The following is a 20,086-nucleotide window of genomic DNA, read 5'->3' on the forward strand; positions in this document are numbered from 1 at the left end:
GCGGACGGAACAGCGGGCCGCGGGCGCGGCCGCAATGACAGTATGAAGGTCCCCTGTCCGGCGGGGCCCGGTGGAAAAGGAAAGAGGCGTCGATGCAGATCGAACAGCTTTCGGCGGAAGGTCTGAAACGCGAATACAAGATTGTGGTGCCCGCCGAGGACGTCGAGGCGAAGATGTCGGCGAAGCTGAAGGAGCTCAGCGGCCAGGTCCAGATGAAGGGCTTCCGGCCCGGCAAGGTGCCGCCGAAGCTGCTGCGCCAGATGTACGGCAAGTCCATCCTCGGCGAGGTCCTCGAGGAGACGCTGAACGAATCCAGCCAGAAGGCGCTGGAAGACAATGACGTGCGTCCGGCCGTGCAGCCATCGATCGAGATCGAGAGCTTCGACGAGGGCCAGGATCTGGCCTACAAGATGTCGCTCGAGATCCTTCCCGATTTCGAGATTGCCGACCTGTCCTCGCTGGAGGTGGAACGCCTGACCGCCGAGGTGCCCGACGAGACCGTCGACAGCGCGCTGGAGCGCCTGGCGCAGGATCAGACGACCTACGAGAAGATCGAGGAGGATCGCCCCGCTGCCGAAGGCGACGCGATCGTGATCGACTTCGTCGGCAAGGTCGATGGCGAACCCTTCGAGGGCGGCGCCGGCGAGGAGGTCCAGATCGTGCTGGGGCAGGGTCAGTTCGTGCCGGGCTTCGAGGAGCAGCTTGTCGGCAAGAAGGCGGGCGACGAGACGGTCGTCACCATCACCTTCCCCGAGGAATACGGCGCCAAGGACCTGGCCGGCAAGGAAGCGAACTTCGACGTCACCGTGCGCGAGATCCGTGCGGCCCGGGCTGCCACGATCGACGACGATTTCGCCAAGCAGCTGGGCCTGGACGATCTCGCCGCCCTGCGCGAGACCATGCGCGGCCGCATCGCCGAGGAGTACGGCGAGATCGGCCGCATGCGCCTGAAGCGCGAGGTTCTCGACAAGCTGGCCGAACGCCATGACTTCGAGGTTCCGCCGGGTATGGTCGAGACCGAGTATGATCAGATCGTCCGTCAGGCGAAGGCCGAGGATGGCCAGCAGGACGACCATGATCACGACCACGACCACGATCACGAACATGATCACGAACATGATCACGACCATGACCACGAACATGATCATGAACACGACCATCCGCCGGTCGACGAGGGGCTGGACGACGAGAAGAAGGACGAATACCGCAAGATCGCGGAGCGGCGCGTCCGCCTGGGTCTCGTGCTGGCCGAGATCGGCCGCGAGAACAAGCTGGAGGTCACCCCCGACGAGGTGAACCGGGAGATCATGAAGCAGGCGCGCAACTTCCCCGGTCAGGAACGGATGGTGGTCGAGTTCTACCAGAAGAACCCGGACGCCATGCAGCGGCTGCGCGCGCCGGTCTTCGAGGACAAGGTGATCGACTTCATCGTCGAGATGGCGAAGGTCAGCGAGCGCAAGGTGAGCCCCGAGGAGCTGTCGGCGGATCCGGACGCGGATGAGGAAAACGCCGCAGCGAGCGCCTGACGGTTTTCGAACCGCCGCGGGCGCGCCATATTTGTGGTGTGATTCCATTCGCGGCGGCCGGAGCGCCATCCGGTACCGCCGCTTCCCGACAGTCTAAGGAGCCGTCATGCAGGACCCGCGCGACGTTTACATGAACACTCTCGTCCCGATGGTCGTGGAGCAGACCAACCGGGGCGAGCGCGCCTACGACATCTACTCGCGCCTGCTGAAGGAGCGGATCATCTTCGTGGTCGGGCCGGTGCACGACGGCATGTCGTCGCTGGTCACGGCGCAGCTGCTTTTCCTGGAAGCGGAGAACCCCTCCAAGGAAATTTCGATCTACATCAACTCGCCCGGCGGCATCGTCACCTCGGGACTGGCGATGTACGACACCATGCAGTACATCCGCCCCAAGGTCGCGACACTGTGTATCGGCCAGGCGGCGTCGATGGGATCGCTGTTGCTGGCGGCCGGCGAGAAGGGTATGCGGTTCAGCCTGCCCAACTCCCGCATCATGATTCATCAGCCCTCCGGCGGTTTCCAGGGTCAGGCGGCGGATATCGAGATTCACGCCCGCGAGATCCTTGCCCTGCGCAAGCGGCTGAACGAAATCTACGTTCATCACACCGGTCAGGACATCGACACGGTTGAACGGGCGATGGATCGCGACAATTTCATGACTCCGGACAAGGCGAAGGAGTTCGGCCTGATCGACGAAGTCGTCGAGAAGCGCGCAGCGCCTGGGTCCGGAACGGGTTCCGGGGGTGGCAAGACCGATTCCGAGTGATCGCGTTAACCGAACCTTGAATGGCGGCGGGATAGCATTGTCCCGTTACCCGGGGACCGACAGGTTTGCGTCGACCCGTATCACGGGCGCAATGGGCTGTACGGCGCGGACGGCACTTGTTTACAATGCGTAGCGTGATCAGGAGATCGGAGCGGATATGACGAAACTTAGCGGCGGCGACTCGAAGAACACCCTGTATTGCTCGTTCTGCGGGAAGAGCCAGCATGAGGTTCGCAAGCTCATCGCCGGGCCCACCGTGTTCATCTGCGATGAATGCGTCGAACTCTGCATGGACATCATCCGCGAGGAGAACAAGGGTTCCCTCGTCAAGACCCGCGACGGCATCCCGGCGCCGGCTGAAATCTGCGCGGTCCTCGACGACTACGTGATCGGTCAGAGCACGGCCAAGCGCATTCTCTCCGTGGCCGTCCACAACCACTACAAACGGCTCAATCACAGCGCCAAGAATTCCGACGTCGAGCTGGCCAAGTCGAACATCCTGCTGATCGGCCCGACCGGCTGCGGCAAGACGCTGCTGGCGCAGACGCTGGCGCGCATCCTCGACGTGCCCTTCACCATGGCCGACGCCACCACGCTGACGGAGGCCGGCTATGTCGGCGAGGATGTCGAGAACATCATCCTGAAGCTGTTGCAGTCGGCCGACTACAATGTCGAACGCGCCCAGCGCGGCATCGTCTACATCGACGAGGTCGACAAGATCAGCCGCAAGTCCGACAACCCCTCTATCACGCGCGACGTGTCCGGGGAGGGCGTGCAGCAGGCGCTGCTGAAGATCATGGAAGGCACGGTGGCCTCCGTACCGCCCCAGGGCGGGCGCAAGCATCCGCAGCAGGAGTTCCTGCAGGTGGACACCACCAACATCCTGTTCATCTGCGGCGGCGCCTTCGCGGGCCTCGACAAGATCATCTCCGCCCGCGGCCAGGGCAGTTCGATCGGCTTCGGCGCCGACGTCCGTTCGTCCGACGACCGCAAGACGGGCGAGATCCTGGCCGGCGTGGAGCCGGAGGATCTGCTCAAGTTCGGTCTGATCCCGGAGTTCGTGGGCCGTCTGCCCGTGCTGGCGACGCTGCGCGATCTGGACGAGGAAGCCCTGGTCCAGATCCTGACCGAGCCGAAGAACGCCCTGGTCAAGCAGTACCAGCGGCTGTTCGAGATGGAGGACGTGGGGCTGACCTTCGCCGACGACGCTCTCAAGGCGATCGCGCGCAAGGCGATCGAACGCAAGACCGGCGCGCGGGGTCTGCGCTCGATTCTGGAGAACATCCTGCTGGATTCGATGTTCGATCTGCCGAACATGGACGGCGTGGAGCAGGTCGTCGTCAACGCCGAGGTCGTGGACGGCAATGCGAGCCCGCTGAAGCTCTATGCCGACCGCGCCGGCGAAATGGACAGCTCCGCCTGAAGAACCAACCGGCGAACAACCGGGCCGGGCCGGAACAAAAAGCGTATTCCGGCTTGAAGGCTGTTCCAGACCGCATAGATCAATTGCTGGCGGCCGGATGCTCAATGGGAGGTCCTGAGGCCGCGCTTGATGGAGGCTGCTTTGTCTGATCCGAAGACCACGAAGACCCTGCCGGTCCTGCCGCTTCGCGACATCGTCGTATTTCCGAACATGATCGTGCCCCTGTTCGTCGGGCGCGAGAAGTCGGTGCGCGCGCTGGAAGCGGTGATGCAGGGCGACAAGGAGATCCTGCTTGTCGCGCAGAAGGACGCGTCCGTCGATGAGCCGGGCGCCGACGATATCTACCGCTACGGCGCGGTCTCGACGGTGCTGCAGCTCCTGAAGCTGCCCGACGACACCGTGAAAGTGCTGGTCGAGGGCCGCCGCCGCGCGCGCATTTCCGACTTCACCGGCAACAGCGAATTCTTCGAGGCCGAGGCCGAAGTGCTGGACGAGGCCGCACCCGACGGCCAGTCCGTCCAGGCGCTGATGCGTTCGGTCCAGGAGCAGTTCGAGCAGTACGTGAAGGTCTCGCGGAAGGTCCCGAACGAGGTGCTGGCCACGGTCGAGAAGATCGACGACGCCAGCAAGCTGGCCGACACCGTCGCCCAGCACCTGCAGCTCAAGCTCTCCGACAAGCAGGAGCTGCTGGAGATCCTGAGCGTCGAGGAGCGCCTGGAACAGGTGCTGGCCCGGATGAACGGCGAGCTGGACGTGATCCAGGTCGAGAAGAAGATCCGCGGCCGCGTCAAGCGCCAGATGGAGAAGACGCAGCGGGAGTACTACCTCAACGAGCAGATGAAGGCGATCCAGCGCGAACTCGGCGACGGCGACGAGGAACGCAACGAGATGGCCGAGCTGGAGGACCGCATCGAGAAGGCCAAGCTCTCCAAGGAGGCGCGGGAGAAGGCCGAGGCCGAGCTCAAGAAGCTTAAGAACATGAGCCCGATGTCGGCCGAGGCGACGGTCGTGCGCAATTACCTCGACTGGCTGCTGTCCATTCCGTGGAGCGAGAAGAGCCGCGTCAAGAAGGACATCAACGCCGCCGAAGTCGTGCTCAACGACGACCATTACGGTCTGGAGAAGGTCAAGGAGCGGATCCTCGAATATCTTGCCGTGCAGCAGCGCGCGAAGAAGCTGAAGGGTCCGATCCTGTGCCTCGTCGGCCCGCCCGGCGTCGGCAAGACCTCGCTGGGCAAGTCCATCGCCTCGGCCACGGGGCGCGAGTTCGTCCGCCTTTCCCTCGGCGGCGTCCGCGACGAAGCCGAGATCCGTGGCCATCGCCGGACCTATATCGGCTCCATGCCGGGCAAGATCATCCAGTCGATGAAGAAGGCGAAGAAGTCCAATCCGCTCTTCCTGCTCGACGAGGTCGACAAGATGGGCGCCGATTTCCGCGGCGATCCGTCATCGGCGCTGCTCGAGGTGCTGGACCCGGAGCAGAATCACACCTTCCAGGACCACTATCTGGAGGTCGACTACGATCTCTCCGACGTGATGTTCGTCTGCACGGCGAACACGCTGCGCATGCCGCAGCCCCTGCTGGACCGCATGGAGATCATCCGGCTGTCGGGCTACACCGAGCATGAGAAGGTCGAGATCGCGAAGCGCCATCTGGTGCCGAAGCAGGTCAAGGACCACGGCCTCAAGAAGGGGGAGTGGGAGATTTCGGACAACGCGATCCGCGATCTCATCCGCTACTACACCCGGGAGGCCGGCGTCCGGAACCTGGAGCGCGAGATCGCCAACCTGGCCCGCAAGGCGGTCAAGGAGATCGTCACCGACAAGATCAAGCAGGTGAAGGTCACCGTCCGCAACCTCGACAAGTACGCCGGCGTGAAACGCTTCCGTTATGGCATGATGGAAGACGAGGACATGATCGGCGTGACCACGGGCCTGGCCTGGACCGAGGTGGGCGGCGAACTGCTGTCGATCGAAGCGGTGATGCTGCCCGGCAAGGGCCGCATGACCATCACCGGCAAGCTGGGCGACGTCATGCAGGAATCGGTGCAGGCGGCGAAGTCCTATGTCCGCTCGCGCTCGCTGAGCATCGGCGTCATTCCGCCGACCTTCGACAAGCGCGACATCCATATCCACGTGCCCGAGGGCGCGACGCCCAAGGACGGCCCGTCGGCCGGTATCGCGATGGTCACCTCCATCGTCTCCGTGCTGACGCAGATCCCCGTGCGGCGCGACATCGCCATGACCGGCGAGGTCACGCTCCGCGGCCGGGTGCTGCCGATCGGCGGTCTGAAGGAGAAGCTGCTCGCCGCGCACCGGGCCGGCATCAAGATGGTGCTGATCCCGCGCGACAACGAGAAGGACCTCCAGGACATTCCGGACAACGTCAAGCGCGACATCGAGATCGTGCCCGTGGCGACGGTCGACGATGTTCTGCCGCGCGCCCTGACCCAGCCGCTCACCGCCGTCGAATGGGACGAGGAAGCCTACGAGGCCGAACGCCTCGCCGCGTCGCGACGTGACAGCGATCATGGCGACGTGGTTACGCACTAGGAAACAGCCCCCGAATCTGTGGAAAACCGCGATTTTCGGGGGCTTTTCTTTTGACGGAGGCGAGGGCCGACCCTAAGGTTGCTGCGTTTTGAAGGGTTGCGAACCGGCAATCAGAAAGGGGAATTCACGTGAACAAGAACGAGCTGGTGGCTGCGGTCTCGGACAAGGCCGACATTTCCAAGAGCGATGCGAGCAACGCCGTGGACGCGGTGTTCGACACCATTACCTCCGCACTGGCGGGTGGCGGCGAGGTCCGTCTGGTCGGATTCGGCACCTTTTCGGTGACGAAGCGCGCGGCCTCCAAGGGCCGCAATCCGCAGACTGGCGAGGAGATTTCCATTCCTGCGTCCAAGCAGCCCAAGTTCAAGGCCGGCAAGGGTCTCAAGGACTCCGTCAACTAGGGACGGGCTACGTCGGTCGAAGATCAGGGCGCCGGCCGTTCGAAGGAACGGCCGGCGGCTTCGTTTTCGGCCCCTGGCGGATCGGCCGGCGCACATGGCCGGTCCGGTTCATGGGCGGTTAGCTCAGCTGGTAGAGCATCTCGTTTACACCGAGAGGGTCGGCAGTTCGAACCTGTCACCGCCCACCAATCAAACAGGTCAGACAAGGGGACGGGTCCGCGATCGCCCCGGCCCCCCGGCGCCTTTCAGGGCTGTCATGCAACAAGTCCTGTAGCAAACGCGAAGCCGCCGGTTCAAATGTCTACCGTCTGCGTTGATGCGCGTACGTGGTCCGGCGGTCCAGGGCCGGGATTCGGCGCAATGCAGGCACGTCGGACACGCCTTCCCGGTCCAGTTTCTCGGAGCGATCGAACCTCATGACTGCGCCCTCCGCCTTCCGCGGCCGCCTCATCGACGGTCTCAACAAGCGATTCTTCTACGGCTGGATCATCGTTTTCGTCGGCGTCGTGGGCATGCTGGTGAGCGGGGCCGGACAGTCGCACACCTTCAGCGTCTTCTTTCCGCTGATCGCCGCCGATCTCGATCTCAGTGTGACCGAGGTGGCGGCGGCCTTCAGTGCGGCCACCCTGGCGGGCGGCTTCCTGCTGCCGCTGGTCGGCCGCCAGATCGACCGCTTCGGCGGCCGGCCCGTGCTGCTCCTCGTGATCCTGCTGCTGGGCCTCGCCGCCACTCTGTTCAGCATGGTCGGGGGCGTCGCCACCCTGATGATGGGCTTCGCAGCGCTGCGCCTGCTCGGCCAAGGCTCGACCATGCTTGGCTGCACGAACATCGTCTCTCAGTGGTTCGAGCGCCAGCGCGGCTTTGCCATCAGCCTGATCATGCTGGGCTTCGCCGCCTCCATGGCGATCCATCCGCCGCTGTCGGAATGGCTGGTCTCCCGGGTGGGCTGGCGCGAAGCCTGGATCTGGATCGGGGTCGCCACCTGGATCGCGATGGTCCCGCTCGTCTTTTTCCTGGTCGAGAGCAAGCCCGAGGATGTCGGCCTGAAACCCGACGGCGGCGAGGCGGAGGCGCGCAGCGGCTTCGGCCCATCACCGGTCGGCCGCGCCGATGAAGGGCTCAGGGCCCGCGAGGCGCTCCGCACCCGCGCGTTCTGGCTGATCGCGCCGGGGCTGTTCTCGATCTCGATGCTGGTCACCGCGCTGCATGTCTTCCAGGTCTCGATCTTCCTCAACCACGGGCTCGATCCGGCCCTGGCGGCGCGCTCCTTCCCGATCTCGGCGCTCACCATGGCGCTCGCCATGCCGCTGGTGGGGCGCATGCTGGACGCCATGCGTACCGAGCGGGTCTTCGCCATGACCCTTGTGGTGATGTGCCTGTCGCTGATCGCGGCGAGCTTCGTTCGGGACCTGCCGACCGCGATCGTCTACGCCATGATCTTCGGGCTGAACAATGCGATGATGCTATCGCTGTTCGGTTATCTCTGGCCGCGCTATTTCGGCCGCAAGCATCTCGGCAGTATCCAGGGCATGGGCCAGACCCTGGGGCTGGTCGCCGCCTCGACCGGAGCGCTGCCCTTCGGCCTCGCCTACGACATGTTCGGCACCTATGACGGCATCCTGCGCGTCAGCGCGATCATGCCGTTGTGCTTCGCGGTTCTCATCCTGCTCTTTCTGCGCACGCCGCCGCAGCTCCGTGAAAGCGGGGCCGGGGCGGCCGAGAGCTGAGGTTTCGGCAGGCTCTCCATCCGGGCGGTATCCGGGACGGCGAAGCTGCAGGACAACGGCTGATGCCGGAGCAGCATCGGCGGCCACGCGCGCGCCGCCGCGCCGACCCTGCGGAAGGCTGAAAAAAATCCTCCACAGGGCCCGGCGGCGCGCGGTTCCGGCCTTGACAGGAAACGGTCCGCGGCGTATCCCCGCGACGCTTCATCCGCCAGCGGGGGTGTAGCTCAGTTGGTTAGAGCGCTGGCCTGTCACGCCAGAGGCCGCGGGTTCGAGTCCCGTCACTCCCGCCATTTTTCCGCGCCAGATGCCGGCCACAGCCGGCGCCGGGAAATCGTTGAGAAACCTCAGGTTCTTCCCGCGCCCCTGCGGTCCTTTGGCGCTTTCGGAACAGGTGGCCGGACCCTATACTCCGGCGCGGGTGTCAGGGTGCTGTGACGAAAGGGGATCGCAATGGCCGGCCTTGAGACATTGCTCGCGGAATATCTGCCGATCCTGATCTTTCTGGGCGTCGCCGTCGGTCTGGCCAGCATCATGGTGATCGCCTCCTTCATCGTCGCCCGGCAGCGTCCCGACCCGGAGAAGCTTTCGCCCTATGAGTGCGGATTCGAGCCGTTCGGCGATGCGCGGCGGCAGTTCGACGTGCGCTTCTATCTCGTCGCCATCCTCTTCATCATCTTCGATCTGGAAGTGGCCTTCCTGTTCCCCTGGGCGGTGTCGCTGGCCGAGATCGGCACTTTCGGGTTCTGGTCGATGATGATCTTCCTCGGCATCCTCACCATCGGTTTCGTCTACGAATGGAAGAAGGGAGCGCTGGAATGGGAATGAGCGACAAGGTTCCCGCCACCGAACGCTCCGCGCAGCTCGCCGCCGGCGACCAGGACGCGTTCTACCGCGACGTCGGCGAGGAGATCAGCGAAAAGGGCTTTGTCGTCAGCCAGGTCGACAAGCTGGTGAACTGGGCCCGGACGGGCTCGCTCTGGCCGATGACCTTCGGACTCGCCTGCTGCGGCGTCGAGATGATCCACGCCTACATGCCGCGCTACGACCTCGACCGGTTCGGTGTCGTGCCGCGCGCCAGTCCGCGTCAGTCCGACGTCATGATCGTGGCGGGCACGCTGACCAACAAGATGGCGCCGGCGCTGCGCAAGGTCTACGACCAGATGGCCGAGCCGCGCTACGTGATCTCCATGGGCTCCTGCGCCAATGGCGGCGGCTATTACCACTATTCCTACTCCGTCGTGCGCGGCTGCGACCGCATCGTGCCCGTCGACATCTACGTGCCGGGCTGTCCGCCGACGGCCGAGGCGCTGGTCTACGGCATCCTGCAACTGCAGCGTAAGATCCGCCGGACCGGCACCATCGCGCGCTGAACGAACCGAAAGGCGGCTGCTCTTACATGGATGAAGCGCTCAACGAACTGCGGGAGACGATCGAGGCCGGCCTGGGCGATTCGCTGGTCGAGAGCGTCATCCGCCTGGAGGAACTCCGCATCCGGGTGCGGGCCGATCACATCGAGCGGGTGATAACGTTCCTGCGCGACGACCCCTCCTGCCTTTTCAAGATGCTGGTGGACATCACCGCCGTGGACTGGCCGGGGCGAAGCCCGCGTTTCGACGTCGTCTATCATCTGCTGTCCATGCGCCACAATTTCAGGGTCCGGGTGGTGATCCAGGCCGGCGAGGAGACGCCGGTGCCCAGCATCTGCGGCGTCTTCAGTTCGGCCAACTGGTTCGAACGCGAAACCTGGGACATGTACGGGGTGATGTTTTCGGGCCATCCCGACCTGCGCCGGATCCTTTCCGACTACGGCTTCGAGGGTCATCCGCTGCGCAAGGATTTTCCGCTGACCGGCTATGTCGAGGTCCGCTATGACGACGAGCAGAAGCGTGTGGTCTACGAGCCGGTGAAGCTGGTCCAGGAGTTCCGCCGGTTCGACTTCATGAGCCCCTGGGAGGGCGCTGAATACATTCTGCCCGGCGACGAGAAGGCCGAAGGAGCGTCCTGACGATGGCCGAAGTCGAGATCAAGAGCTACATGATGAACTTCGGGCCCCAGCATCCCGCGGCCCATGGTGTGCTGCGCCTTGTGCTGGAACTCGACGGCGAGATCGTCGAGCGCGCGGACCCGCATATCGGCCTGCTGCACCGCGGCACCGAGAAACTGATCGAGTACAAGACCTATCTGCAGGCGATGCCCTATTTCGACCGGCTGGACTATGTCGCGCCGATGAATCAGGAGCACGCCTTCGTCCTGGCGACGGAGAAGCTGCTGGGTCTGGAGGTGCCGCCGCGCGCCCAGGCGCTCAGGGTCCTGTTCTGCGAGATCGGGCGGCTGCTGAATCATCTGCTGAACTGCACGACCCAGGCCATGGACGTGGGCGCGACGACGCCGACGCTCTGGGGCTTCGAGGAGCGCGAGAAGCTGATGGAATTCTACGAGGCGGCCTCGGGCGCACGCCTGCACGCGGCCTATTTCCGCCCCGGCGGCGTCCATCAGGACATTCCCGCCGACATGCCGGAAAAGATCCTGGACTGGTGCGACAAGACCCATTTCGTCGAGGACATGGAAGAACTGCTGACGGAGAATCGCATCTTCCGCCAGCGCAATGCCGACATCGGCATCATCTCCGCCGAGGACGCCATGGACTGGGGCTTCACCGGCGTGATGCTGCGCGGCTCCGGCGTGCCCTGGGACCTGCGCAAGGCGCAACCCTATGACGGCTACGAGACCTACGATTTCGACATTCCGGTGGGCAAGACGGGCGATTGCTTTGACCGCTATCTCTGCCGGGTCGAGGAGATGCGCCAGTCGCTGCGTATCGTCCGTCAGGTGCTGGAGAACCTGCCCGACGGGCCACACGCCTCGGTCGACAAGAAGGTGACGCCGCCGAAGCGCGCCGACATGAAGACGTCGATGGAAGCGCTCATCCATCACTTCAAGCTCTACACGGAGGGCTTCCACGTACCGGAGGGCGAGGCCTATGCGGCCGTCGAGGCGCCGAAGGGCGAGTTCGGCGTCTATCTGGTCTCGGACGGCACCAACAAGCCCTACAAGTGCAAGATTTCCGCGCCGGGCTTCCGGCATCTGCAGGCGACCGACTTCCTCTCGAAGGGCTATCTGCTGGCCGACACCGTGGCCATCATCGGCTCGCTGGACATCGTTTTCGGGGAGATCGACCGATGAGCGCGCGTCCCGTCGCACCCAAGGACGAACAGCCCGGAAGCTTCGAGTTCGAGCCGGAGGTCTGGGCCGAGGCGGAGAAGATCATCGCCCGCTATCCGGAGGGCCGCCAGCAGAGCGCGGTGATGCCCTTGCTGGACCTGGCGCAGCGCCAGCACGGCTGGCTGCCCGAAGCGGCGATCCGCACCGTCGCGGAGAAGCTGGGCATGCCCTATATCCGCGCCTACGAGGTCGCGACCTTCTACACCATGTACAACCTGGCGCCGGTGGGGAAATTCCACCTGCAGCTCTGCCGTACGACGCCGTGTTGGCTGCGCGGCGCCGACGACCTGCGCCGGGCGATCAGGGACCGGACGGGTCTCGATCATGCCGGCGTCTCGGCCGACGGCACGTTCTCGCTGGTCGAGGTCGAGTGCCTGGGCGCGTGCTGCAACGCGCCGATGATGCAGATCAACGATGACTATTTCGAGGACCTGGATTACGACAGCACCTGCGCGCTGCTGGACAAGCTGGCCGCGGGGGAGGACGTGACGCCGGGACCGGTCTCGGGCCGGAAGTACTCGGAGCCGGCGGAGGGCCGGAAGACGTTGCTGGAGCGGGCAGGGGGCGCTTCCTGATGCTGGACGACAAGGACCGCATCTTCACCAATCTCTACGGTGACGAATCCTGGGACCTGGACGCTTCGCGCAGGCGCGGGGTCTGGGAGGGCACGAAGGATCTGCTGGCGATGGATCAGGACGCCATCGTCGACCAGATCAAGGAATCGGGTCTGCGCGGCCGCGGCGGCGCCGGCTTCCCGACCGGCCTGAAATGGTCCTTCATGCCCAAGGAATCCGACGGTCGGCCGTCCTATCTGGTGGTCAACGCCGACGAATCGGAGCCCGGCACCTGCAAGGACCGGGAAATCATGCGCAACGACCCGCACCGGCTGCTGGAAGGCTGCCTAGTGGCCGGCTATTCGATGCGCGCCTCGGCCGCCTTCATCTACATCCGCGGCGAGTTCGTCGCCGAAGCCCGCGTGCTGCAGGCCGCGATCGAGGAAGCCTATGACGCCGGCCTGATCGGCAGGAACGCCTGTGGTTCGGGCTATGACTTCGACATCATCCTGCACCGCGGCGCCGGCGCCTATATCTGCGGCGAGGAAACGGCCCTGATCGAGAGCCTGGAGGGCAAGAAGGGCCAGCCCCGGCTGAAGCCGCCCTTCCCGGCGGCGGTCGGCGTCTATGGCTGTCCGTCGACGGTGAACAATGTCGAATCGATCGCCGTCGCGCCGGAAATCCTGAAGCGCGGCGCCACCTGGTTCGCGGGGCTGGGCCGGCCGAACAACACGGGCACCAAGCTGTTCTGCGTTTCCGGCCATGTGAACACGCCCTGCAATGTCGAGGAGGAGATGGGCATCCCGCTGAAGGAGCTCATCGAGAAGCATTGCGGCGGCGTCCGCGGCGGCTGGGACAACCTGCTGGCGGTCATCCCCGGCGGTTCGTCGGTACCGCTGATCCCGAAGGCGATCTGCGACGAGGTCCTGATGGACTTCGACAGCCTGAAGGAGGTGCAGTCGGGCCTGGGCACGGCGGCCGTCATCGTGATGGACAAGTCCACCGACGTGGTCGAGGCGATCGCCAATCTCTCGCATTTCTACATGCACGAGAGCTGCGGGCAGTGTACGCCATGCCGCGAGGGGACGGGGTGGATGTATCGGGTGATGACGCGGATGGTGAAGGGGCAGGCCTCGATCGCGGAAATCGACAAGCTGCACGACGTCACCAAGCAGGTGGAAGGCCATACGATCTGCGCCCTCGGCGATGCCGCGGCGTGGCCGATCCAGGGCCTGATCCGGCATTTCCGGCCCGTGCTGGAGCAGCGGATCCTGGATTATCGCAAACAGGCGGCCTGAGGCCGGCTGGACTGGAAGTACGGACGAGGGACGGCGCGAAGTCATGCCGAAGCTGACGGTCGACGGAATGGAAGTGGAGGTGCCCCAGGGCGCCACGGTGCTGCAGGCCTGCGAGGCCGCCGGCGCCGAGATCCCCCGCTTCTGCTATCATGAGCGGCTCTCGATCGCCGGCAATTGCCGCATGTGTCTGGTCGAGATGGAGCGTTCGCCGAAGCCGATTGCGAGCTGCGCCATGCCGGCGGGCGACAACATGGTCATCCACACCAATACGGAGACCGTGAAGAAGGCCCGCGAGGGCGTGATGGAGTTCCTGCTGATCAACCATCCGCTCGACTGTCCGATCTGCGATCAGGGCGGCGAGTGCGATCTGCAGGATCAAGCCATGGCCTATGGCCGGGGCGGCAGCCGCTTCGAAGAGAACAAGCGCGCGGTTTCCGAGAAGTACATGGGCCCGCTGATCAAGACCATCATGACCCGTTGCATCCACTGCACGCGCTGCATCCGCTTCGTCGAGGAAGTCGCCGGCGCGCCCGACATCGGCGCCATCTTCCGCGGCGAGGACATGGAGATCACCGCGCTGGAGCAGGTGGTCGATTCGGAGCTGTCGGGCAATGTCATCGACCTCTGCCCGGTCGGCGCGCTGACCAGCCGGCCCTACGCCTTCGAGGCGCGGCCCTGGGAGCTGCGCAAGACCGAAACCATCGACGTCATGGATGCGGTGGGCTCCAACATCCGGGTCGATGCGCGCGGCCGCGAGGTCATGCGCGTGCTGCCGCGCCTCAATGACGACGTCAACGAGGAGTGGATCTCCGACAAGACGCGTTACGCATGCGACGGCCTGCGCCGCCAGCGTCTGGACCGGCCCTATGTGCGCCGCGACGGACGGCTGAAGCCGGCGAGCTGGGAAGAGGCTTTCCAGGCGATCGCGGCGCGTCTCGACGGCGTCTCGGGCGACCGCATCGGTGCGATCGCGGGCGACCTGGCGGGCGCCGAGGAGATGATGGCGCTGAAGGATCTGATGAACGCGCTGGGCTCCGGCAATGTCGACTGCCGTCAGGATGGCGGCAGGGTCGGCGGCGGCGCGCGCGGCGACTACCTGTTCAACTCGACCATCGCCGGCATCGAGGACGCGGATGCGATCCTGCTGGTGGGCACGAACCCCCGCAAGGAAGCCTCGGTGCTGAACGCCCGTATCCGCAAGGCCTGGATGCAGTCGGCCGGCGCGCTGAAGATCGGCGTCATCGGCGAGCAGGCCGATCTGACCTACCCGTACGAGTATCTCGGCGCGGGTCCGCAGACCCTGACGGAGCTGGCCGGCGGCGGGCTCGGTTTCGCGGAGGCGCTGAAGGGCGCCGAGCGGCCGATGATCATCCTGGGCGCAGGCGCCGTGGCGCGCGAAGACGGGTTGGCCATCCACGCCGCCGCCCGGCGCGTCGCCGACATGGCCGGCGCTGTCACCGATGACTGGAACGGCTTCAACATGCTGCACAATGCGGCATCCCGTGTCGCCGGCCTGGAGCTCGGACTGGTGCCGGGCGAGGGCGGCCGCGACACCACCGCGATCCTAGACGGCGCGGCGGCGGGCGAGGTGGAAGTCGTCTATCTGCTCGGCGCCGACGAGGTCGACTTCCCGAAGCTGGAGAAGGCCTTCGTCATCTACCAGGGCAGTCATGGCGACGCCGGCGCGCACGCCGCGGACGTGATCCTTCCCGGTGCGGCCTATACGGAGAAGTCGGCGATCTACATCAACACCGAGGGCCGCGTTCAGCGGACCGATTTCGCCGTGCATCCGCCGGGCGATGCGCGCGAGGACTGGAAGATTCTCCGGGCGCTGTCGGGGGCGCTGGGCCGGACGCTGCCCTATGACGACCTCGAGGGTGTCAGATCCCGCATGAAGGAAATCATCGAAGACATCGACATGGCGGACGTGCCGCGACCCGGAGCCCTCGGCGAAGCCGGCGGCGGCGAGCCCGGCGACGCGCCGTTCAGGCCGGTCGTCGGCGATTACTATCTGACCAATCCCATCGCCCGGGCGAGCGAGACCATGGCCAAGTGCTCGGCGCTCTACTCGGTCGGCGGCGGCGGCGCGGAGGCGACGGGCACCGATGGCTGACTTCTGGAGCGGATATCTCCTGCCCTTCATCATCATCCTGGGCAAGATCCTGCTGATCGTCGTGCCGATGCTGCTGGCGATGGCCTATCTGACGCTGGCCGAGCGCAAGGTGATGGGCTGGATGCAGATCCGCCGCGGCCCCAACGTGGTTGGCCCCTTCGGCCTGCTGCAGCCACTGGCCGACGGCGCCAAGCTGTTCTTCAAGGAAACCATCCTGCCGACCGGCTCGGACAAGGCGATCTTCGTCATCGCGCCGATGCTGACCTTCATCCTGGCGCTGATCGGCTGGGCGGTGATCCCCTTCGACGAGGGCTGGGTGCTGGCCGACATCAATGTCGGCGTGCTCTACCTTTTCGCGGTCTCGTCGCTTGGCGTCTATGGCATCGTCATGGCCGGCTGGGCGTCCAATTCGCGCTACGCCTTCCTCGGCGCCATGCGCTCGGCGGCGCAGATGGTTTCCTACGAGGTCTCGATCGGGTTCGTCATCATCACCGTGCTGCTCTGCGCCGGCACGCTGAATCTTTCCGAGATCGTGGCGGCGCAGTCGAACGCCGGCGTGGCCTCGCTGCTCGGTCTGGAGAACGGCGGCATTCTGGGCTGGTACTTCATCCCGCTGTTCCCGATGTTCATCATCTTCTTCATCTCGGCGCTGGCGGAGACGAACCGTCATCCCTTCGATCTGCCGGAGGCCGAAGCCGAGCTGGTCGCGGGCTACCAGACCGAATACTCCTCCATGACATTCGCCCTGTTCTTCCTGGGCGAGTACATGAACATGATCCTGATGAGCGGCCTGACGGTGATCCTGTTCCTGGGCGGCTGGCACTCGCCGATCCCCGGCGAGACCTTCGTTCCGGGCATCATCTGGTTCGCGCTGAAGATCAGCATGCTGCTGTTCGTCTTCATCTGGGTCCGCGCGACCCTGCCCCGATACCGCTACGATCAGCTGATGCGGCTGGGCTGGAAGGTGTTCCTGCCCATCTCGCTCGCGGCCGTGGTGATCTATTCGGGCATTCTGGTCTATGCCGGGTGGCTGCCCGGCATGGCGAGCTGAAGGAGGTCCCTCGATGGGCGCTCTCGACCGCACCGCACGTTCGATCCTGCTGCAGGATTTCCGCAACGGCTTCTGGCTGACGCTGAAATACATGTTCACGAAGAAGGTGACGCTGAACTACCCCTACGAGAAGGGGCCGCTCAGCCCGCGCTTCCGCGGCGAGCACGCGCTCAGGCGCTATCCCAACGGCGAGGAGCGCTGCATCGCCTGCAAGCTCTGCGAGGCGATCTGCCCGGCGCTGGCCATCACGATCGAGGCCGAGCCGCGCGATGACGGCAGCCGGCGCACGACCCGTTACGACATCGACATGACGAAGTGCATCTATTGCGGCTTCTGTCAGGAGGCCTGCCCGGTGGACGCCATCGTGGAGGGGCCGAACTACGAATTCGCCACCGAAACGCGCGAGGAGCTCTTCTACGACAAGGAGAAGCTGCTGGCGAACGGTGACCGCTGGGAACGCGAGATCGCGGCCAATCTGGCGGCGGACGCGCCCTATCGGTAAGGGCCTGCGGGCGAGGCTGAGGCAAGGAGAGGGGACCGGCTGGTGATACTGCCGACTATCGCATTCTACCTGTTCGCGATCGTGACCGTGGCCTGCGGCTTCATGGTCATCGCCGCGCGCAATCCGGTCCATTCGGTGCTGTTCCTGATTCTGGCCTTCTTCAACTCGGCCGGGCTGTTCGTGCTGATGGGCGCCGAATTCCTGGCGATGATCCTGGTCATCGTCTATGTCGGCGCGGTGGCCGTGCTGTTCATGTTCGTGGTCATGATGCTCGACATCAATTTCGTCGAGATGCGCCAGGGCTTCCTGCAGTACCTGCCGGTCGGGCTGCTGGTCGGCGTCGTTCTGCTGATCGAGATCCTGATGGTCGTCGGCGCCTGGGTCATCGCGCCGGAAACGGCGGGAACCGTCGCCGCGCCCGCGCCGCCACCCGGCGTGCGCGAGAACACGGCCGCGCTCGGCGACCTCGTCTACACCCGCTATGTCTATCTCTTCCAGGCGGCCGGCATGATCCTGCTGGTGGCGATGATCGGCGCCATCGTGCTGACGCTGCGCAGCCGGCCCGGCGTCAAGCGCCAGAAGATCTCCGCGCAGGTTTCGCGCAGCCGCGCCGATTCGGTCGAGGTCAGGAAGATCCGCCCCGGGCAGGGCATCTGAGGGGACGGGAGAAGCAGTCATGGAAATCGGTCTCGGCCACTATCTCACCGTCGCGGCGATCCTGTTCACGCTGGGCATCTTCGGCATCTTCCTGAACCGGAAGAACGTCATCATCATCCTGATGTCGATCGAGCTGATGCTGCTGGCGGTCAACATCAACCTGGTGGCCTTTTCGGCGCATCTGGGGGACATGGTCGGCCAGATCTTCGCCATGTTCGTGCTGACCGTCGCCGCCGCGGAGGCGGCCATCGGCCTCGCCATCCTGGTGGTCTATTTCCGCAACCGCGGTTCCATCGCGGTCGAAGACATCAACATGATGAAGGGCTGAGGGGCGCTCCATGATCTATTCGCTGATCGTCTTCGCCCCGCTGCTGGGCGCCATCCTTGCCGGCTTCTTCGGCCGCATGATCGGCGACCGGGGTTCGATGCTGGTCACCTCCGGCCTGATGACCCTGGCGGCGGTGCTGTCGTGGATCGTCTTCTTCGACGTGACCTTCGGCCACGCGCCGACCCACGTCGAGCTTCTGACCTGGATCACCGCCGGGGAGTTCCGGGTGAACTGGGCCCTGCAGGTCGATCAGCTCACGGCCGTGATGCTGATCGTGGTCAACACGGTCGCGTGCCTGGTGCACTGGTACTCGATCGGCTACATGGCCCACGATCCGCACAAGGCGCGCTTCTTCAGCTATCTGTCGCTGTTCACCTTCGCGATGCTGATGCTGGTGACCAGCGACAACTTCGTGCAGCTCTATTTCGGCTGGGAGGGTGTCGGTCTCGCATCCTACCTGCTGATCGGGTTCTGGTACCACAAGCCCTCGGCCAACGCCGCGGCGATGAAGGCCTTCATCGTCAACCGCGTCGGCGATTTCGGCTTCGCCCTGGGCATTGCCGGCATCTTCCTGGTGTTCGAGGACGTGACCTTCGCCGGGGTCTTCGCGGCCACACCGGAAGTCGCGGGCCAGACCTTCCAGTTCCTAGGCTACGAAGTCGACATCCTGACGACCATCTGCCTGCTGCTGTTCATGGGCGCGATGGGCAAGTCGGCGCAGCTGCCGCTGCACACCTGGCTGCCGGACGCAATGGAGGGCCCGACTCCGGTTTCCGCGCTGATCCACGCGGCGACCATGGTCACCGCCGGCGTCTTCCTGGTGGTCCGCTGCAGCCACATGTTCGAGTACTCGCCGGACGCCCTGGCCGTGGTCACGGTGGTCGGCGCATCGACGGCGTTCTTCGCCGCCACCATCGGTCTGGTGCAGAACGACATCAAGCGGGTGATTGCCTATTCGACCTGCTCCCAGCTGGGCTACATGTTCTTCGCCGCCGGCCTCTCGGCCTATCCCGTGGCGATCTTCCACCTGTTCACCCACGCCTTCTTCAAGGCGCTGCTGTTCCTGGGCGCCGGCTCGGTCATTCACGCCGTCGCGGACGAACAGGACATGCGCAAGATGGGCGGCCTCGCCCGGCACATCAAGAAGACCTACGTCCTGATGTGGATCGGCAGCCTGGCGCTCGCCGGCATCGGCATACCCTATGTCTTCGGCTTCGCCGGTTTCTATTCCAAGGACCTGATCGTGGAGAGCGCCTTCGGCGCCGGCAGCGGGGTCGGGCAGTTCGCCTATATCATGGGTGTGGGGGCCGCGATCATGACCGCCTTCTACTCCTGGCGGCTGCTGTTCATGACCTTCCATGGCAAGCCGCGCGCGCCGCGGGAAACCATGGCCCACATACACGACTCGCCGCCGGTGATGATGATTCCGCTCTACATCCTGGCGGTCGGCGCGGTGTTCTCCGGCCTGCTGTTCATCGGTCCGCTCACCGGGCATCACTGGCACGACTTCTGGGGCGACTCGATCCTGATCCTGCCCCAGCACGGCGCCATGGAGGCGGCCCACGAGGTGCCGCTGTGGGTCAAGCTCTCGCCGCTGGTGGCCTCGCTGGTCGGCATCCTGATCGCGTGGTTCATGTACGTGCGCAAGACCGATCTGCCGGGCAACTTCGCCAACACCCATCGGCCGCTCTACCTGTTCCTGCTGAACAAGTGGTACTTCGACGAGCTCTATGACTGGATCTTCGTGAAGCCCGCCAAGGCGCTCGGCCGGATCCTCTGGAAGGGTGGCGACGGCCGGATCATCGACGGGCTGGGACCCGACGGCATTTCCGCCAGCGTCCTCAGGGCCACCCGGCGGATCACGATGCTGCAGACGGGCTACGTCTACCACTACGCCTTCGCCATGCTGATCGGCATCGCCGTATTGGTGACCTTCTACTTCTATGCCATCGGGGTCTGAGACTG

At 64.9% G+C, this 20,086-nt stretch carries 18 protein-coding genes and 2 tRNA genes; all 20 read left to right on the forward strand.

Going from position 1 to position 20,086, the window contains the following annotated elements:
* Positions 1-92: 92 nt before the first annotated feature.
* Complete coding sequence (locus tag TEF_10485; GenBank protein ID ANK81176.1) at positions 93-1,526, forward strand: hypothetical protein; 1,434 nt, start codon at positions 93-95, stop codon at positions 1,524-1,526.
* A 106-nt stretch (positions 1,527-1,632) separates the two neighbouring features.
* Entirely contained in the window at positions 1,633-2,292 is a 660-nt protein-coding gene (locus TEF_10490) for an ATP-dependent Clp endopeptidase, proteolytic subunit ClpP (protein ANK81177.1), read from the forward strand.
* Positions 2,293-2,449: 157 nt separating this feature from the next.
* Entirely contained in the window at positions 2,450-3,715 is a 1,266-nt protein-coding gene (locus tag TEF_10495) for an ATP-dependent protease ATP-binding subunit ClpX (protein ANK81178.1), read from the forward strand.
* Between the two features lie 129 nt (positions 3,716-3,844).
* Positions 3,845-6,268 carry an endopeptidase La gene (locus tag TEF_10500; protein ANK81179.1) on the forward strand — a complete coding sequence of 808 codons (2,424 nt, stop codon included), beginning with the start codon at positions 3,845-3,847 and terminating at the stop codon, positions 6,266-6,268.
* Between the two features lie 128 nt (positions 6,269-6,396).
* Positions 6,397-6,669, forward strand: coding sequence for a DNA-binding protein HU (locus TEF_10505; protein ID ANK81180.1), 273 nt, complete (start codon positions 6,397-6,399; stop codon positions 6,667-6,669).
* Positions 6,670-6,781: 112 nt separating this feature from the next.
* Positions 6,782-6,857, forward strand: a tRNA-Val gene (locus TEF_10510).
* Positions 6,858-7,085: 228 nt separating this feature from the next.
* Positions 7,086-8,396 (forward strand): hypothetical protein, encoded by a 1,311-nt coding sequence (locus TEF_10515; protein ID ANK81181.1) that lies wholly within the window; start codon positions 7,086-7,088, stop codon positions 8,394-8,396.
* A 213-nt stretch (positions 8,397-8,609) separates the two neighbouring features.
* Positions 8,610-8,686 (forward strand) — tRNA-Asp (locus tag TEF_10520).
* 160 nt (positions 8,687-8,846) lie between these two features.
* Positions 8,847-9,221 (forward strand): NADH-quinone oxidoreductase subunit A, encoded by a 375-nt coding sequence (locus TEF_10525; GenBank protein ANK81182.1) that lies wholly within the window; start codon positions 8,847-8,849, stop codon positions 9,219-9,221.
* Positions 9,212-9,766, forward strand: coding sequence for an NADH dehydrogenase (locus TEF_10530; protein ANK81183.1), 555 nt, complete (start codon positions 9,212-9,214; stop codon positions 9,764-9,766). Before TEF_10525 ends, TEF_10530 begins: the two co-directional genes overlap by 10 nt.
* Positions 9,767-9,792: 26 nt before the next feature.
* The gene (locus TEF_10535; protein ANK81184.1) at positions 9,793-10,401 is read left to right on the forward strand and encodes an NADH-quinone oxidoreductase subunit C; all 609 of its coding nucleotides are present in this window, start codon (positions 9,793-9,795) and stop codon (positions 10,399-10,401) included.
* A gap of 2 nt (positions 10,402-10,403) precedes the next feature.
* On the forward strand, positions 10,404-11,579 hold the full coding sequence (locus TEF_10540; protein ID ANK81185.1) for an NADH dehydrogenase: 1,176 nt from the start codon (positions 10,404-10,406) through the stop codon (positions 11,577-11,579).
* Positions 11,576-12,193, forward strand: a complete 618-nt coding sequence (locus tag TEF_10545; protein ID ANK81186.1) for an NADH dehydrogenase — start codon at positions 11,576-11,578, stop codon at positions 12,191-12,193. The genes TEF_10540 and TEF_10545 overlap by 4 nt, the downstream gene beginning before the upstream one ends.
* Entirely contained in the window at positions 12,193-13,470 is a 1,278-nt protein-coding gene (locus TEF_10550; protein ANK81187.1) for an NADH-quinone oxidoreductase subunit F, read from the forward strand. The genes TEF_10545 and TEF_10550 overlap by 1 nt, the downstream gene beginning before the upstream one ends.
* A gap of 43 nt (positions 13,471-13,513) precedes the next feature.
* Positions 13,514-15,583, forward strand: a complete 2,070-nt coding sequence (locus tag TEF_10555) for an NADH-quinone oxidoreductase subunit G (GenBank protein ANK81188.1) — start codon at positions 13,514-13,516, stop codon at positions 15,581-15,583.
* Positions 15,576-16,634 carry an NADH-quinone oxidoreductase subunit H gene (locus TEF_10560; protein ANK81189.1) on the forward strand — a complete coding sequence of 353 codons (1,059 nt, stop codon included), beginning with the start codon at positions 15,576-15,578 and terminating at the stop codon, positions 16,632-16,634. The genes TEF_10555 and TEF_10560 overlap by 8 nt, the downstream gene beginning before the upstream one ends.
* A gap of 13 nt (positions 16,635-16,647) precedes the next feature.
* Positions 16,648-17,136, forward strand: a complete 489-nt coding sequence (locus TEF_10565) for an NADH-quinone oxidoreductase subunit I (protein ANK81190.1) — start codon at positions 16,648-16,650, stop codon at positions 17,134-17,136.
* Between the two features lie 42 nt (positions 17,137-17,178).
* Positions 17,179-17,793, forward strand: coding sequence for an NADH:ubiquinone oxidoreductase subunit J (locus TEF_10570; GenBank protein ID ANK81191.1), 615 nt, complete (start codon positions 17,179-17,181; stop codon positions 17,791-17,793).
* A 19-nt stretch (positions 17,794-17,812) separates the two neighbouring features.
* Positions 17,813-18,121 carry an NADH-quinone oxidoreductase subunit K gene (locus TEF_10575; GenBank protein ANK81192.1) on the forward strand — a complete coding sequence of 103 codons (309 nt, stop codon included), beginning with the start codon at positions 17,813-17,815 and terminating at the stop codon, positions 18,119-18,121.
* Positions 18,122-18,134: 13 nt separating this feature from the next.
* A complete protein-coding gene (locus tag TEF_10580) occupies positions 18,135-20,081 on the forward strand; it encodes an NADH-quinone oxidoreductase subunit L (protein ID ANK83413.1) in 1,947 nt (648 codons plus the stop codon).
* The last annotated feature ends 5 nt before the right edge of the window (positions 20,082-20,086 follow it).

It is taken from the genome of Rhizobiales bacterium NRL2, assembly GCA_001664005.1.
Classification (GTDB): Bacteria; Pseudomonadota; Alphaproteobacteria; order Minwuiales; family Minwuiaceae; genus Minwuia.